Genomic DNA, 14,759 nt, shown 5'->3' on the forward strand with positions numbered 1-14,759 from the left:
TAACGTTTCCCGAAATCGTTACCCTAATATAGCACGGGATCAGGAGGAATGTCAAGGGGACAAATGTCCGGGTGTTGGGACCGACCGCAGGGTCTGTCAGGTTGTCTTACCTCTTTTGTTGCGCTATAGTTGGGAGTGAAAGGGGGGAAGATGAGATTTCTGATCGATAACGCGTTGATTTGGGACGGAGCGGATCGTCTGATCGAGGACGGGGCGATCCTGATCGAGGACGGGGTGGTAAAGGAGATTCTGACCGAGGAGGAGCGGAGGGGATATACCCTTCCCACCGATACTGAGCGGATCGACGGCAGGGGCAAACTGGCGATCCCCGGGCTGATAAACGCACACACGCACCTCTACAGCAGTCTTTCCCGCGGGATGGGACTGCCCGGCTTTGCCCCGCGCACGTTCACCGGCATTTTGGAGCAGTTGTGGTGGCGGCTGGACAAGGCGCTCGATCCCGAGTCGGTGCAGGTGAGCGCGTTGATCGGGGCGATGGAGGCGGCCCGGTGCGGGGTGACGACCCTGATCGATCACCACGCCAGCCCGCACGCCGTCCTGGGAAGCCTCGACCTGGTGAAGGCCGCGGTGTGCGACGAGGTCGGGCTGCGCGGCGCGTTCTGCTACGAGTTGTCCGACCGCGACGGCACGGAGATCCGGGATCAGGGGATCGAGGAGAATCTGGAGTTCATCGCGGCGCAGGATCCGGACGACCCGATGAGCGCTGCCCTGTTCGGGCTGCACGCCTCGTTTACTCTGTCCGACGAGACCCTCAAGCTGGTCGCCGACCGGATTCCAGACGGGGTCGGGGTGCACATTCACGTCGCTGAGGGGCCGGAGGACGAACTCCAGTGCGTGGAGAAACACGGGATGCGGATCATCGAGCGCCTGAACCACTACGGCCTGCTGCGGGAGACCTCGATCCTCGCCCACTGCCTCCATCTGGACGAGCGCGAGAAGGATTTAGTTGCTCAGTCCAAGGCGATCGTGGTGCACAACCCGCGCTCGAACATGAACAACGCCGTGGGCGCGTTCGACATGGCGGGGTTCCTGGGCCGGGACGTCCTCGTCGGGCTGGGGACGGACGGGCTGGGGGCGAACATGCTGACCGAGCTGTTCACCGCCGGGATCCTCCAGCGGCACGAGCGCCGCGACCCGCTCGCCGGCGGGTTCCCCGATCTCAACAAGATCCTGTTCGTCGACAATCCGGCGATCGCGTTTCGCCTGTTCGGGATCGAGTTCGGGCGGATCGCACCCGGTGCCCCGGCCGACATCGCGGTGTTCGATTACCGTCCCCCGACCCCGATCGACGCGGGGAACGTCCTCGGGCACCTGCTGTTCGGGATTGCGGTGCACGACCTGCACGTCTCCGAGCTGTTCGTCGCCGGGAGGCCGGTGATCCGAGACGGCGCGTTCACCAACGTCGATGCTGACGAGGCTTACGCCCACGCGCGCACCGTGGCCCGAAAGCTGTGGGAGCGGATCGAGTAAGGAGGATAGATGTCAGATCAAATGCGAGGTTTGCCGTTTGAGCGGCTCCTGTCGTGGATCCTCACCGAGCTTGAGGAGCGCGACTCCGCGTTCGGGATCCACCGATCGCTGTTCTTCACCCCGAAGAAGGACGCGCCGTACACGACCGAACTGTTCGGGAGCCGGCTCGCTACCCCGATCGGCCCGGCGGCCGGGCCGCACACCCAGCTTGCCCAGAACATCATCGCGGCGTGGCTCTCCGGCGGGAGGTTCATCGAGCTCAAGACCGTGCAGATCATGGACGAGCTCGAGATCCCGCGCCCGTGCATCGACATGGCCGACGAGGGGTACAACGTCGAGTGGTCGCAGGAGCTGAAGCTGGCGCAGTCGGTCGACGAGTACGTCAAGGCATGGGTTCTGATCCACGTGCTGCGCCGCGTCCTCGGGTTCGAGAAAACGCCGTTCGGCACGATCTTCAACATGTCCGTCGGTTATGACCTTGCCGGGATCAAGAGCCCGCCGATGCAGAAGTTCATGGACACCCTTGAGGACGCCTCCGCGCCGATCGCGGAGATCAAGGAGATCCTGGCGCGGCGGTTCCCGCAGTACGCCGATATCGAGATCCCGACGCGGTTGATCAACAGTGTCACCCTGTCCACGATGCACGGCTGCCCGCCGGACGAGATCGAAGAGATCTCCCGCTACCTGATCGAGGAGCGGGGCCTACACACGTTCGTCAAGCTCAACCCGACCCTGCTCGGCAAGGAGACGGTGATGCGGATCCTGCACGACGATCTCGGCTACACCGATATCGAGATCCCGGATCAGGTCTTTGAGAAAGACCTGCAGTACGACCGCGCGGTCGCGCTGATCAAGTCCCTCACGGAGAGCGCCGCCGCCCGGGGGTTGACGTTCGGGGTCAAGCTGAGCAACACCCTGGCCATGCACAACCACCGCGGAGTCCTGCCGGGCGAGGAGATGTACATGTCCGGCCGCGCCCTGTACCCGCTGACGATGAACCTGTTCCGCAAGCTCGCCCGCGAGTTCGACGGCGAGCTTCCCGTCTCCTACGCCGGGGGGGCGGACGCGCTCAACGTGGCCGACATCCTCGCCTGCGGCGCGCTCACCGTCACCGCCGCCTCGGATCTGTTGAAGCCGGGCGGCTACTCTCGGTTCCTCCAGTACATCGAGTCGATCGAACGCGCGCTGGAGGCCAGTGGCGCGGCCAGCCTGGACGAACTCGCGCGGGACAGGCTGGCGAACCTCGACCGCGCCGCGGCGGAGGCGCGCACCGCACCGCGGTACAAGAAGTCGTACCACCGTGGAGACCTGCCCAAGGTGGATTCTCCGCTTGAGTACTTCGACTGCATCACCGCCCCGTGTGCTGGGGCCTGTGCGGTGGAGCAGGACGTGCCGGAGTACGCGTGGTGGATCGAGCACGGGGATTACGACAAGGCGCTCGCCGTGATCCTGGCGCGCAACCCCCTCCCGGGGGTGACCGGGTACATCTGCACCCACCTGTGTCAGACCCGCTGCACGCAGGATAACTACGAGGCCCCGATCGAGATCCGCGCCCTCAAGCGGTTCGCGGTCGAACACGGGAAGGCCGTCCTCCCTCGGCCGGAGAGGGAGTCGGGCCGCAAGGTCGCGGTGATCGGGAGCGGGCCGTCCGGGCTCGCCGCCGCCTACTTCCTCGCCCTAAACGGGATCGCGGTCACGGTGTACGAGGCGAAGGACCGCCCCGGCGGGATGCTCAACCTCGCCCCGCTGTTCCGCCTGCCGCGGGCGGTGATCGAACAGGACGTCGATCGGATCCTCCAGCTCGGGGTCGATCTCCAGCTCTCGAGCCCGGTGAAATCCCCGCCGGAGGAGCTCCTCGCCCAGGGCTACGACGCGGTGTACATCGCGGTCGGGTTCCCCCGCGACGCCCGACTCGACCTGCCCGGGTTCGACGGGGACCGGGCCTACACCGCGCTCGACTTCCTGGAGCGGGTGGCGTGGGGAGCCCGCCCGGATTTGGGCACGCGGGTGGCGGTGATCGGAGGCGGGAACACGGCAATGGATGCGGCGCGCACGGCGGCGCGGATATCCGGAAACCCGGTCACCGTCCTCTACCGCCGCACCCGGGCCGAGATGCCGGCGGCAACCGAGGAAGTTGAGGACCTGCTCGCGGAGGGCAACGAGCAGCGGCGGCCGAGGAAGTTGAGGACCTGCTCGCGGAGGGCAACGAGCTGATCGAGCTCGTCTCCCCGGTGCGGGTGATCAGGGAGGACGGGAGGATCACCGCGATCGAGTGCATCCGCAACGAGCTCGGCGCCCCGGACGAATCCGGCCGCCGCCGACCGGTCCCGATTCCGGGAAGCGAGTTCCAGATCCCGGTCGATTCCGTGATCCTGGCGATCGGACAGAAACCGGATATCTCGTTCCTCGACGGAAGTGCGGTCTCGGTCAAGCGCAGCGGCGCGATCGCGGTCGACCCGGCCACGTGCGCTGCCGCGCCCGGGATCTACGCGGGCGGGGACGCGGTGCGCGGCCCGGCGATCATCATCCAGGGCTGCGCCGACGGACGCAAGGCGGCGGAGGCGATCTGCGCCCAGTTCGGGATCGAGTTCGCGCAGATTCCGTTCGACCGGCCCGCGTTCACCCCGGAAGAACTTGTCGAGATCAAGCGCCGCCGCGCTCGGCGCGAGCTGCCGCATCGCCCGCCGACCCTCCCGCTCGACGCCCGCCGCGGGTTCGAGCTGGTGGAGCGGACGTTCCCCGAGGATGAGGCTCGGGCCGAAGCCGGACGGTGCCTGCAGTGCTCGCAGGTGTGCGACAAGTGCGTCGAGGTGTGTCCCAACCGGGCGAACTACACCTACGAGGTCGGCCCGGTGGATGTCGAGGTCCCGGTGTTTGCCTGCGCCGACGGACGGCTCGTCGAAGCGGGGAAGGAGCGCTTCACCCTCGCTCAGCCGCGTCAGATCGTCCACGTCGACGACTTCTGCAACGAGTGCGGAAACTGCGCCACGTTCTGCGTGCATCAGGGCAAGCCGTACCTGGAGAAGCCGCGCCTCTTCCTGCGGAGGGATGCGTTCGAGAAGGAAGACGGCAACGCGTTCTTCATCGATGGGGACACGATCTACCGCCGCGAACAGGGGACGGAGTCGCGCCTCACGATCACGGGCGGTAAGATCTTATTCGCGGACGACGCCCTCCGTCTCGAATTGGCGCCGGATCTCTCGGTCGTGCGGGCCGAGCTCGTGCACGAGTTTGCCGGAGAGCGATCGGTCATCCCGGCGCTCGAGATGGCGGTCATCTTTAACGGGGTGAGGAAGAGCCTTCCCTTCCTCATCGAAGGAGAGTAGATGGGTGAGATAGCAACGCTTCGCTGTGTATCGTGCGGCCGGGAATTCTCCCCGGATGCCGTTGACTACACCTGCCCGGACTGCGGGCCGCGGCGGGGGACGCTCGAGGTCCTGTACGACTACGATGCGCTCCGGGCGAAACTCACGCGCGATCATTTCGCGCGTGAGACGGACTATTCCATGTGGCGGTACCTGCCGCTCCTCCCGATCCAGGACCGGCGGTTCATCCAGCCGCTCCACGTCGGGTGGACCCCGGTATATCGGTTTCCTGACTACGCGCACGCCCTCGGGCTATCCGCGCTGTACATCAAGGACGACGGGCGCAACCCGACCGCGTCGTACAAGGACCGGGCGAGCTCGGTCGTGGTGATCAAGGCGCAGGAGAAGCGCAGACCGGTCGTCACCTGCGCGTCGACCGGGAACGCGGCGAGCTCGCTCTCTGGGTTTGCGGCGGCGACCGACCTGGAGACCGTGATCTTCGTCCCGCGCACCGCGCCGGAGGCCAAGGTCGCCCAGCTCCTCATCTACGGGGCGAAGGTGTTCCTCGTGCGCGGATCGTACGACGTCGCCTACGACCTCGCCGCCCAGGCGGCGGAGGAGTTCGGGTGGTACAACCGCTCCGCGGCGGTGAACCCGTACCTGGTCGAGGGGAAGAAGACCGGCGCCCTCGAGCTCGCCGAGCAGCTCGGCTGGGACCCGCCCGATTTCGTGTTCGTCGGAGTGGGGGACGGATCGGTGATAAGCGGGATCTGCAAGGGGTTTGCCGAGCTGAAGGCGCTCGGGCTGATCGCGAAGGTCCCGCGGGTGATCGGGGTGCAGGCCGCCGGAGCCGCCCCGATCGCGCGGGCGTTCACCCGCTACGACGGGGGCGAGGTCAGGATCGATGACGTCGAGGCAGAGACGGTCGCCGACAGCATCTGCGTGGGCAAGCCGCGCGACATCGTCAAGGCGGTAAAATATGTCTACAAAAATGGCGGGAAGTTCATCACGGTCACCGACGCCGAGATCGTCGACGCGATCGCGACCCTGGCCCGGCGCACCGGGGTGTTCGCCGAGCCGGCCGGGGCGACCCCGTTCGCCGGGCTGCGCAAGCTCGCGGCAAGCGGCGAGCTCGCGGGGAAGAGCGCAGCGGTGATGGTGACCGGAAACGGGCTCAAGGACGTCGCCGCCGCCCGCAAGGCGGTCGGGGCGCCGATCGAGATCGACCCGGACCTGCGGGCGGTGAAGGAGAACATATGAGGATTAAGTTCACGGTGAACGGCGAGTCGGTGGAAGCGGAGGTGGACGGAAGCGTCCGGCTCCTCGATTTGCTGCGCGATAAGCTGTTCCTCACCGGCGCGAAGGAGGGATGCGGGGAGGGGGAGTGCGGGGCGTGTACCGTGCTTCTCGACGGCCGCGCCGTCAACTCCTGCCTCGTCCTCGCCCCGCAGGTCGACGGCAAGGAGGTCCTCACTGTCGAGGGGCTCTCCCGCGACGGTGAACTGCACCCGATCCAGCGGGCGTTCGTGGAGAAGGGCGCGGTGCAGTGTGGGTTCTGCACTCCAGGGTTCATCATGTCGACCTACGCCCTGCTCAAGGACAACCCCGACCCGAGCGACGAGGAGATCATGACCGCGCTCGAGGGGAACCTGTGCCGGTGCACCGGGTACGCCAAGATCCTGGAGGCGGTGCGCTACGCAGCGGAGTTGATGCGGGAGGAAGCGGGATGATCGGGGCGATCATCCTCGCCGGCGGCGAGGGGAAGCGGATGGGCGCGGTGAAGCCGCTTTTGGATATCCATGGCATGCCTGCCCTCGCCCGGGTGATCGGGGCGCTGCGGGCGGCCGGGGTGGAGGGGATCATCGTCGTCCTCGGCCACGCCGCCGATGCGGTTCGGGGCGGCGTCGATCTCTCCGGATGCCGCGTGGTTGTGAACCCCGATTACAAGTCCGGAATGGCCTCGTCGCTCCGGGCCGGGATTGCCGCCCTGCCCGCGGATGCGCGCGGGTTCCTCATCCTCCACTCCGACATGCCGTACATCGCCCCGGAGACGATCGAAGCCGTCATCGCCGTTGCCCGGACCGGGGCGCGGATCGTCGCCCCGACCTACCGCGGGAAGCGTGGGTTCCCGGTGTACATCGACCGCGCGTGCTGCCCCGGGCTCATCGCGACCCTGGAGGGCAACGTCGGAGCGCGTGCCTACATCGCCGCCCATCCGGAGCTGCTGGTGGAGATCCCGGTCGAGGATCCGGGGGCGGTGACCGATCTCGACACCCCGGAAGACCTGGAAAAGGAGTTGACGAATGCAGGATTACATTAAACCCGGTTCGATCGCGGAGGCGGTAGCGGCGCTCAGGACACCCGGAGCGATGCTTCTGTGCGGCGGGACCGACCTTCTGGTGAAGCGGCGGATGGGGATCGTCGAACCAAAGCTGTTCGTCGACATCTCTGACCTCGCGCCGCTGCGCGTGCTCCGGGAAGCGGACGGTGAGGTCGAGATCGGGGCCGCCGTCCCGATCACGGAGATCATCGCCTCCCCGCTCGTGCACGAGAAGCTCCCGCTCCTGCCGCGGGTATTGGGCAAGCTCGGTTCGCTCCAGATCCGCAACCGCGCCAGCCTCGGCGGGAACCTGGTGAACGCCTCCCCGGCCGCCGACAGCGCGATCCCGCTCCTCCTCTACGAGGCGCAGCTCGTGCTCGTCAGCGCCAGCGGAGCCCGGGATGTCCCGGTGGAGGAGTTCTTCCGCGGTCCGGGTAAGACCGTGCTGCAACCGGGCGAGCTGATCCGCGCGGTGCGGCTCCCGGTCCCAACAGCGGAGTTTGCGACGTTCTTCCACAAGGTCGGGCGGCGCAAGGCACTCACGATCGCGATCGCCTCCCTCGGGTGTCTCGCTCGGGTGAGCGCGGGGAAGATTGCGGAGATCCGGATCGCTGCCGGCTCGGTCGCCCCGACCCCGATCCGGCTGCGCCGGACCGAGGCGCTCCTCACCGGGGCTGAGCTCTCCGCGGAGACGATCAAGAAGGCGCGGGACAGCGCCCATGACGAGGTCTCCCCGATCGACGATGTCCGGGGGAGCGCCGCCTATCGGCGGACAGTGATCGGCGATCTGCTCACTCGGTTTCTGGAGGAGCTCGGATGAAGGCCGATCTCGCGGTCCGCGGCGGCACGGTGGTCACGCCCGGAGGGGCGGTCCGGGCGGACGTCGGGATCGCGGAGGGGAAGATCATCGCGATCGGGACCGACGTCCGCGGGGTCCGGGAGATCGATGCCGCGGGGCGCATCGTCCTTCCCGGGGCGATCGACGCCCACGTCCACATGGAGCTTCCGGTGCGCGGGGACCGGTCGAGCGATGATTTCCACACCGGTACGATCGCCGCGGCGCACGGCGGAGTGACGACGATCGTCGATTTCTCGGTCGGATCATCCGAGACGCGCCTGCCGGAGGAGATCGAGGCCCGGCTGGAGACAGCGAGGAAAGCCGTGATCGACTTCACCCTGTCGGAGGAGATCGAGGCCCGGTTGGAGACGGCCGGAAAGTCCGTGATCGACTTCACCCTGCACGGGGAGGTCGTCGGCTGGACTCCGGGAGGCGAGCGCGAGTTCGCGGAGGCGGTCGAGCTCGGGGTGCGGACGTTCAAGTTCTACACCACGTACTCCCGCTCGGGACGAATGAGCGACGACGGCGTCCTGTACGCCGCGTTCTCCGCCATCTCCCGCCTGGGCGGGACGGCGATGGTGCACGCGGAGAACGACGCGATCATCAACTCACTCACCGACGGGCTCGCCCGCCGTAGGGAGCTGGGGATGGAGTCCCTTCCCAAGGCCCGGCCGGTGATCTGCGAGGAGGAGGCGATCGCCCGGGTCGCGCTGATCGCGCGGCGGACCGGGGTCACCCTTCGGATCGCGCATATCTCGTCCGCGGACGGGCTCGATGCCGCCCGCGCCGCCCGCTGGGACGGAACGCAGCTCATCGCCGAGACGTGTCCGCATTACCTGCTGCTGGACGAGGGGGTGTACGCGCGGGAGGACGCGCACCTCTACGCCGCGATGCCGCCGCTCAGGACGCCGCTGGACAACGCCGCGCTGTGGAACGGGATCGAGGACGGGACGATCGACATGGTCGTCACCGACCACTGCCCGTTCACCCGCGCCCAGAAGCACTGGACCGGCTCGTTCCTTGATCTTCCGTACGGGCTTCCCGGGGTGGAGACGCTGCTCCCGCTCATGTACTCCGCAGGAGTGGCGACCGGGGGGATCACGGTCGAGCGGCTGGCGGAGCTCGTGAGCTCCGGACCGGCGCGGGCGCTTGGGATCTACCCGCGCAAGGGAGCGATCGCGGTCGGGTCCGACGCCGATCTCGTCATCATCGACCCGGAGAAGGAGACGGAGATCGCAGCCGATTCCCTGCACATGAACTGCGATTTCAGCCCGTACGAGGGGATGCGGGTCACCGGCTGGCCGGTGGTCACGATCTCCCGCGGTGCCGTAATCGTCGAGGACGGAAAGTTCCACGGCGAACCGGGACGGGGGGAGTTCATCCCCCAGGGCTAGCCGCACGGTGCGATTTGTGCTATCGTCCAGTGAGGAGGCGATCGAGATGAGGAAGGTTAAAGCAATCGGAATTCTGGTGCTGGTAGCGACGATGTTCGCACTCGGTGGGTGCTTCCTGTTCCCCAACCACCCGCCGATTGCCGCATTCACTCCGATCTATGGGGTCGATACAGAGGGACGATGTTCGCACTCGGTGGGTGCTTCCTCTTTCCCAACCACCCGCCGATTGCCGCATTCACCCCGATCTACGGGGTCGATACAGAGGACCCACTCGTCGTGCGGCTCGACGCGAGCGCGTCGACCGATCCGGACGGGGATGAGATCGTCGCTTACTCGTGGACGTTCTTCCAGGAGGACGGACAACCGGAGGACCACGTAACGATCCTCCCGCAGGAGGCCAGCAAGACGACCACCGATCCCGTGATCACTGTGCGGTTCCCAGTCGAGGGGAACTACACCGTCACCCTGGTCGTGCGCGACGCGCGCGGGAAGGACTCAGACCCAGTGAGCCTTGAGGTGACCGTGCCGTACGTCCCGACTAGTCCGACGGAGTGAGCTACGGGTTCACCGCGATGTTCTTCGTCGCTTGATCCGTTGCCCCCGAAATCCCAGAAGTACCCGATGATCTCGCCATCGGGAGCGGTTGAGCCCAGGTCGGCACAGGTCGAATCTGGATCAGAGGGAGAATTCCTCAAGCGCAGCGCTATCCCCTACAGGTCCCCGCGCAGCCACGCAGTGAAGACGCGGTCGGTGAGCCAGGATAGGCTGTAAGAGAGGTTAAGGGTGACACCCCGAGTGCCCGCGCGTCGACTTCCTGGGTACGAAACTTGAGGCGACAGCAAAGGACGTGGAAGCTAGAACCGAAATAGCTTCTCCCTCATTGTCGCGTTCGGCGAGATCGGGTAAGCTCACCGCAAGATGACCGAACCGAAGATCGCTTTGTTCTACGGAGATCCATATCGGTGCGAGCAAGCCCTTGCCGCGCGGGAGGGAGAGATCGCGCCGGACGAACGGATCGTCCGGTTTGGGGATGAGCTCGACATCAAAGCGTTATCGATGGAGATGACATCCACATCCTTGTTTTCTCCCCGGCGTCACTTCCTCATCCGTCACGTGGAACGGGTTCGGCCGATCAAGACCATCTACCCGCTGGTTGAGGGCTCGCTTCCCGCTGGTACCTACCTCACCATGCTCGCTTCCGATGGGAAGGGGCTGGATGGTCTGATCTCCCGGGTGAAGAAGGTAGAAGGGAGAGTGGCGGGGCTTCCCCGCCCGCGGGGACAGGCGCTCGTTCAAAGCGTAGAAGAGCTCCTGCGAGAGGAGGGGGTACAACTCCCCCGGACTGCGGTGGCACGACTGCTCGAACAGGGGAACGGCGACCTCCTTTTCCTGCGGGAGGAAGTGCGGAAGATCGCTGCCTACGCCGGGGAGGAGACCCCGAGCCCGACTGTCGTGACGGCAATTGGGTACACCGGGGGAGAAGAGTCGATCTATCCGTTCCTCGACGCATTCGGGAGGAGGAATCTCGCCAATGCCCTCGCTGCCCTCGAACGCCTGTACGTCGATCCCAATCGCTTGTTCCCCGCCCTCCTCCATCACATCACCCGTCTGACCGAGGTGCGGATTCTGCGGGATGATGGATTCTCCCCCCGGAGGATCGCCGCTGCGCTCGAGACACCGGAGTGGCTCGTGCGGCGCCTTGCCACCCAAGCTAAAAACTACACGCAAAAAGAACTCGCCGCCGCGCTTTCCCTCGGGATCGAGCTCGATCGAGGGATCAAGCGCGGCGGCGTCCGTCCCGCCGACGCGGTACTTAAGCTTGTTCTCGCTGCTACTTCCCGGCCTCGGCGGTGACCCGCACCGGGATGTAGTTGGCGAACCCGGCCTTCTCGATGAGGAGGCGGCTCACGACCAGCGCGCAGTACATGCTCCCCACTACACCGATCCCGAGCGTGATCGCGAATCCCTTGATCGGTCCGGTACCGACGAGGAGGAGGATCAGCGCGGTGAGCAGAGTGGTCACGTTGGCGTCGACGATGGTGGAGAGCGACTTCTCGAACCCTCCCCGCACCGCGGCGAGCGGCGACTTCCCGGCTCGGCGCTCCTCCTTGATCCGCTCGAAGATGATCACGTTACCGTCGACCGTTGTACCGATCGTCAGGATGATACCGGCGATCCCCGGCAGGGTAAGGGTGGCATGGAATAGCGCCAGAGCAGCGAAGACGATGAGCATGTTCAACAGCAGGGCGATGTCGGCGACGAATCCGAACAGCCGATAGTAGATCGGCATGTATAAGATGACGAGGATGAACCCGGTTACGATCGAGATCATCCCCCGGCGGATCGAGTCGCTTCCCAGGGTCGGCCCGACGGTGTTCTCCTCGACCACTTTCACCGCCACCGGCAACGCACCGGCGCGCAGCACGATCGCGATCCGGGTCGCCTCATCCTTGGTGAATTTCCCCTGGATGGTGGTTGAGTCCTTCACCGCCCGCCAGCCTTGGGCGGCCGCGCTCTTGATCGACTCGGTGATCCTCGGAGCGCTGTAGATGACGTTGTCGAGCACGATCGCCAGGCGGTCATCCACCTTAAGCCGTTTCAACGCGTTGACGAACTGTTGTGCTCCTTCTTTGTTGAAGGTGAGCGCAATGTAGAGCTGTCCGGCGGTTTGGATTGCTTGGGAGGTGTGTACCCGGGCGTCGGCCAAGGCGGCCCCGGTGAGGAGCGGGGTGCTCTCCACGATGTACGGAATCCCGTTGCGGTCCCTCAATACCTCTTGATCGGGAGAGGTCGGCACAAGGTCCTCGTTCGGACTGGTCCCGGCCTGGATCACCTTCTTGAACTCCAGCATCGCCGTCTGTCCGATAAGCTGCCGTGCTTCCCGCGGGTCCTTCGTTCCGGGGAGGTTCACCAGGACGCGGTTTGTCCCCAACCGCTTTATCTCCGCGTTTGCCATCCCGTACTGATCGACCCGGTTGTTGAGGATGGTGATGATCCGGTTGATGGTATCGTCTCGCTCTTTCGCGTCCATATTTTCCGTCCCCTGTGCCTGCAGGACGAGGCGCACCCCTCCCTGGAGATCGAGCCCGAGGGGAATAACCTTGTTCAGCGGCCAGAACGGGTAGAGGATGGCGAGAGCACCAAACAGGATCAACAGAACGCTCCCGAGCCGGATCCAATCGTTCCGCGTCATGTTGGAATGAGCCATTATTTCGACCTCCCCGAATTTATCTTATTTAGTGAGCTTATCGACGATGCTCGATTTGGCGATCCTGATCTTTCCCCCGTCCTCCAGGGTGAGGACAACGGATGTATCACCGATCGAATCGATCTCGCCGTAGATCCCGCCTGCGGTCACCACCTTATCCCCCCGCTTCAGGCTTGAGACGAGTTCAGAGTGCTGCGCCTGCCGCTTCCGTTGCGGACGGATCAGCATGAAGTAGAACACTGCCGCGAACACCCCGAGGATCACGACGAGGGAGATGATCGATTGTCCAGCGGCCGGCTGTTCCTCTTGCCCAAACGCGACGAGGCCGAACATGAGGACGATCAGACCCGCCAACACGAACTTCTTACTCATTACCATCACTCCTTGTCACTTTTTCATCCGCAGGTGGCGGTAGGCCCCGGTCCAGAGGAACGGAACTCCCACAACCACGAAAACAACGGCTAATATTAACTCCCCTTTCCCGGATAGTTCCCTTCCTAAGCCGATTACCCGCTCCAGGATCGCGAAGAGATCGGCCCAGATTATACAGTAAAGACCCGCCAAAATCGACTTTCGTGCCCCGGATCTGGCGGCGAGGTCGTACGCCAGGCTCGCCGCGGGGATGACCATCCAGGCTGCGAGCAGGTAAACAGGTGGATGGTTCAGCACTCCGATCGCGAACAGGAGAAGGAGGTGTCCCGGGAAAAGCGAGATAACGTTAGCTCCCCCCGTCGGACTTCGCGCCGGCATGCGGGCGCGAACGAGAAGATATCCGATGAATCCGATGCTCTCCCCTGCGAGGATTCCGGCCCATGTCGGGGTGAAGTTCCCGACGTACACCACAATCCCGAGCAGGGCGAGGAGAAAGGGGTAGGACCAAGGTGGGAGTTCTTGCTTCATCTCAACCCCGGAATGAGGAGGCGCGCCAAGACGAATAGAAACGCGAACCCCAGAGTATCGGTGAACGTGGTGAGGAAGATGGAGGAAGCCAGGGCCGGATCCTGGCGCAATGCCCGCAGGACCAATGGAATCACCGTCCCCACGACCCCGGCGTTTATCATATTGAACGTCATCGCCAAAAAGACCACCAATCCGAGTGAGAATGTGTGTTTCCACAGGTATCCCACTGCTCCGACCGCTATCCCCATCGCCAGTCCGTTGATCAATCCGAGGATGAGCTCCTTGCGCAGGATCTGCCAACCGGCTCCTTTCGGCACCTCGCCGAGAGCTATCCCACGGGTGACGATGGTGACGGTCTGCATCCCCGCGTTTCCCCCCTGCCCAGCGATTATCGGCATGAAGAACGCCAGCGCGGCGTATTTGGCGATCGTCGACTCAAACGCCCCCACTACCGAGGCGGCGACGAATGCGGTGAGGAGGTTGAAATACAGCCACGGCATCCGCCACCGCACCGATTCGTACCACGGCGTGTCCACCCTCTCTTCCAACGGAACACCGTGGGAACGGTAGATATCCTCAGTCGCTTCTTCGCGGATCTGATCGATAACGTCGTCGATCGTGATCACGCCAAGGAGTCTACGGTCTGAATCGACCACTGGGAGGGCGTAGTAGTTGTACTTGTCGAACAGACGACCGACGTCCTCGGCGTCAGCGTCGACCGGCACGGAGATCACGTCCCGGTTTACCAATGCGGAGAGGCGCGTCTCCGGTCGGGCAAGGGCGAGATCGCGCAGCGAGATCACCCCTTCCAACCTGCCTTCATCGTCGACCGCGTAGGCATAGTAGATCGTCTCCACTTCCTCGACCTTGCGGCGGAGGATGTCGATAGCCTCCTGCGCAGTGAGGTGGAGAGGGAGGGCGACCACCTCCGGGGACATCAGCCCACCGGCGGTATCCGGAGGGTATTCCAGGAGCTCAGACAGCACCTGCGCGTCCTTCGGCCCGAGGCGGGAGAGAATCTCGTCCTTCACTTCCTCGGGGAGCTCCTCCAGCAGGTCGACCGCGTCGTCCGGGTCCATCCGCGAGAGAATATTTATCGCCTCGTCCCGATCGAGCTCAGCGATGATGTCAGCCGAGTCCTCTGGCTCCATCTCCCCGAGCGGCTCCGCCGCGGCGTGGCGCAGATAGAGGCGATGGAGGAGCTGTGCCGCCTCCTCGTCGGAAAGATGGGAAAGCACCTCAGCGATATCGGCTGGGTGCTTCAGCAGAAGATCGCGCAGTGAAACTTTTTTGTTTTCCTCCA

Annotated in this window: 12 protein-coding genes and 1 pseudogene; 9 read left to right on the forward strand and 4 right to left on the reverse strand. The window is 64.9% G+C overall.

Features of this window, described 5'->3' with window-relative positions; genetic code table 11:
• The first annotated feature begins 150 nt into the window (after positions 1 to 150).
• From ssnA to J7J55_08245, 9 genes and pseudogenes are all read left to right on the forward strand, one after another.
• Complete coding sequence (ssnA, locus tag J7J55_08205) at positions 151 to 1,491, forward strand: putative aminohydrolase SsnA (GenBank protein ID MCD6142676.1); 1,341 nt, start codon at positions 151 to 153, stop codon at positions 1,489 to 1,491.
• A gap of 9 nt (positions 1,492 to 1,500) precedes the next feature.
• Positions 1,501 to 4,817, forward strand: a pseudogene (gene ygfK, locus J7J55_08210) (putative selenate reductase subunit YgfK).
• Positions 4,818 to 6,056: a threonine synthase gene (gene thrC, locus J7J55_08215; GenBank protein MCD6142677.1), complete on the forward strand. Its 1,239-nt coding sequence runs from the start codon at positions 4,818 to 4,820 to the stop codon at positions 6,054 to 6,056.
• Positions 6,053 to 6,526: a (2Fe-2S)-binding protein gene (locus tag J7J55_08220; protein ID MCD6142678.1), complete on the forward strand. Its 474-nt coding sequence runs from the start codon at positions 6,053 to 6,055 to the stop codon at positions 6,524 to 6,526. The genes thrC and J7J55_08220 overlap by 4 nt, the downstream gene beginning before the upstream one ends.
• On the forward strand, positions 6,523 to 7,116 hold the full coding sequence (locus J7J55_08225) for a nucleotidyltransferase family protein (protein ID MCD6142679.1): 594 nt from the start codon (positions 6,523 to 6,525) through the stop codon (positions 7,114 to 7,116). The genes J7J55_08220 and J7J55_08225 overlap by 4 nt, the downstream gene beginning before the upstream one ends.
• Positions 7,100 to 7,936, forward strand: a complete 837-nt coding sequence (locus tag J7J55_08230) for a xanthine dehydrogenase family protein subunit M (GenBank protein MCD6142680.1) — start codon at positions 7,100 to 7,102, stop codon at positions 7,934 to 7,936. Before J7J55_08225 ends, J7J55_08230 begins: the two co-directional genes overlap by 17 nt.
• On the forward strand, positions 7,933 to 9,348 hold the full coding sequence (locus J7J55_08235) for an amidohydrolase family protein (GenBank protein MCD6142681.1): 1,416 nt from the start codon (positions 7,933 to 7,935) through the stop codon (positions 9,346 to 9,348). Before J7J55_08230 ends, J7J55_08235 begins: the two co-directional genes overlap by 4 nt.
• Before the next feature lie 180 nt (positions 9,349 to 9,528).
• Positions 9,529 to 9,903 carry a PKD domain-containing protein gene (locus J7J55_08240; GenBank protein ID MCD6142682.1) on the forward strand — a complete coding sequence of 125 codons (375 nt, stop codon included), beginning with the start codon at positions 9,529 to 9,531 and terminating at the stop codon, positions 9,901 to 9,903.
• A gap of 363 nt (positions 9,904 to 10,266) precedes the next feature.
• Positions 10,267 to 11,202: a hypothetical protein gene (locus tag J7J55_08245; GenBank protein MCD6142683.1), complete on the forward strand. Its 936-nt coding sequence runs from the start codon at positions 10,267 to 10,269 to the stop codon at positions 11,200 to 11,202.
• Here J7J55_08245 and secD read toward each other — a convergent pair.
• From secD to mgtE, 4 genes are all read right to left on the reverse strand, one after another.
• Positions 11,180 to 12,541, reverse strand: coding sequence for a protein translocase subunit SecD (gene secD / locus J7J55_08250; GenBank protein ID MCD6142684.1), 1,362 nt, complete (start codon positions 12,539 to 12,541; stop codon positions 11,180 to 11,182). The two genes, J7J55_08245 and secD, sit on opposite strands and share 23 nt — an antisense overlap.
• Positions 12,542 to 12,580: 39 nt before the next feature.
• Positions 12,581 to 12,889: a preprotein translocase subunit YajC gene (gene yajC, locus J7J55_08255; protein ID MCD6142685.1), complete on the reverse strand. Its 309-nt coding sequence runs from the start codon at positions 12,887 to 12,889 to the stop codon at positions 12,581 to 12,583.
• A 54-nt stretch (positions 12,890 to 12,943) separates the two neighbouring features.
• A complete protein-coding gene (locus J7J55_08260; GenBank protein ID MCD6142686.1) occupies positions 12,944 to 13,456 on the reverse strand; it encodes a hypothetical protein in 513 nt (170 codons plus the stop codon).
• Positions 13,453 to 14,759, reverse strand: a 1,307-nt coding sequence (gene mgtE, locus J7J55_08265) for a magnesium transporter (GenBank protein ID MCD6142687.1), incomplete at its 5' end; no start/stop codon positions are given. The genes J7J55_08260 and mgtE, both read right to left, overlap by 4 nt.

The sequence above is a fragment of the Candidatus Bipolaricaulota bacterium genome (assembly GCA_021159055.1).
Lineage (GTDB): Bacteria > Bipolaricaulota > Bipolaricaulia > UBA7950 > UBA9294 > S016-54.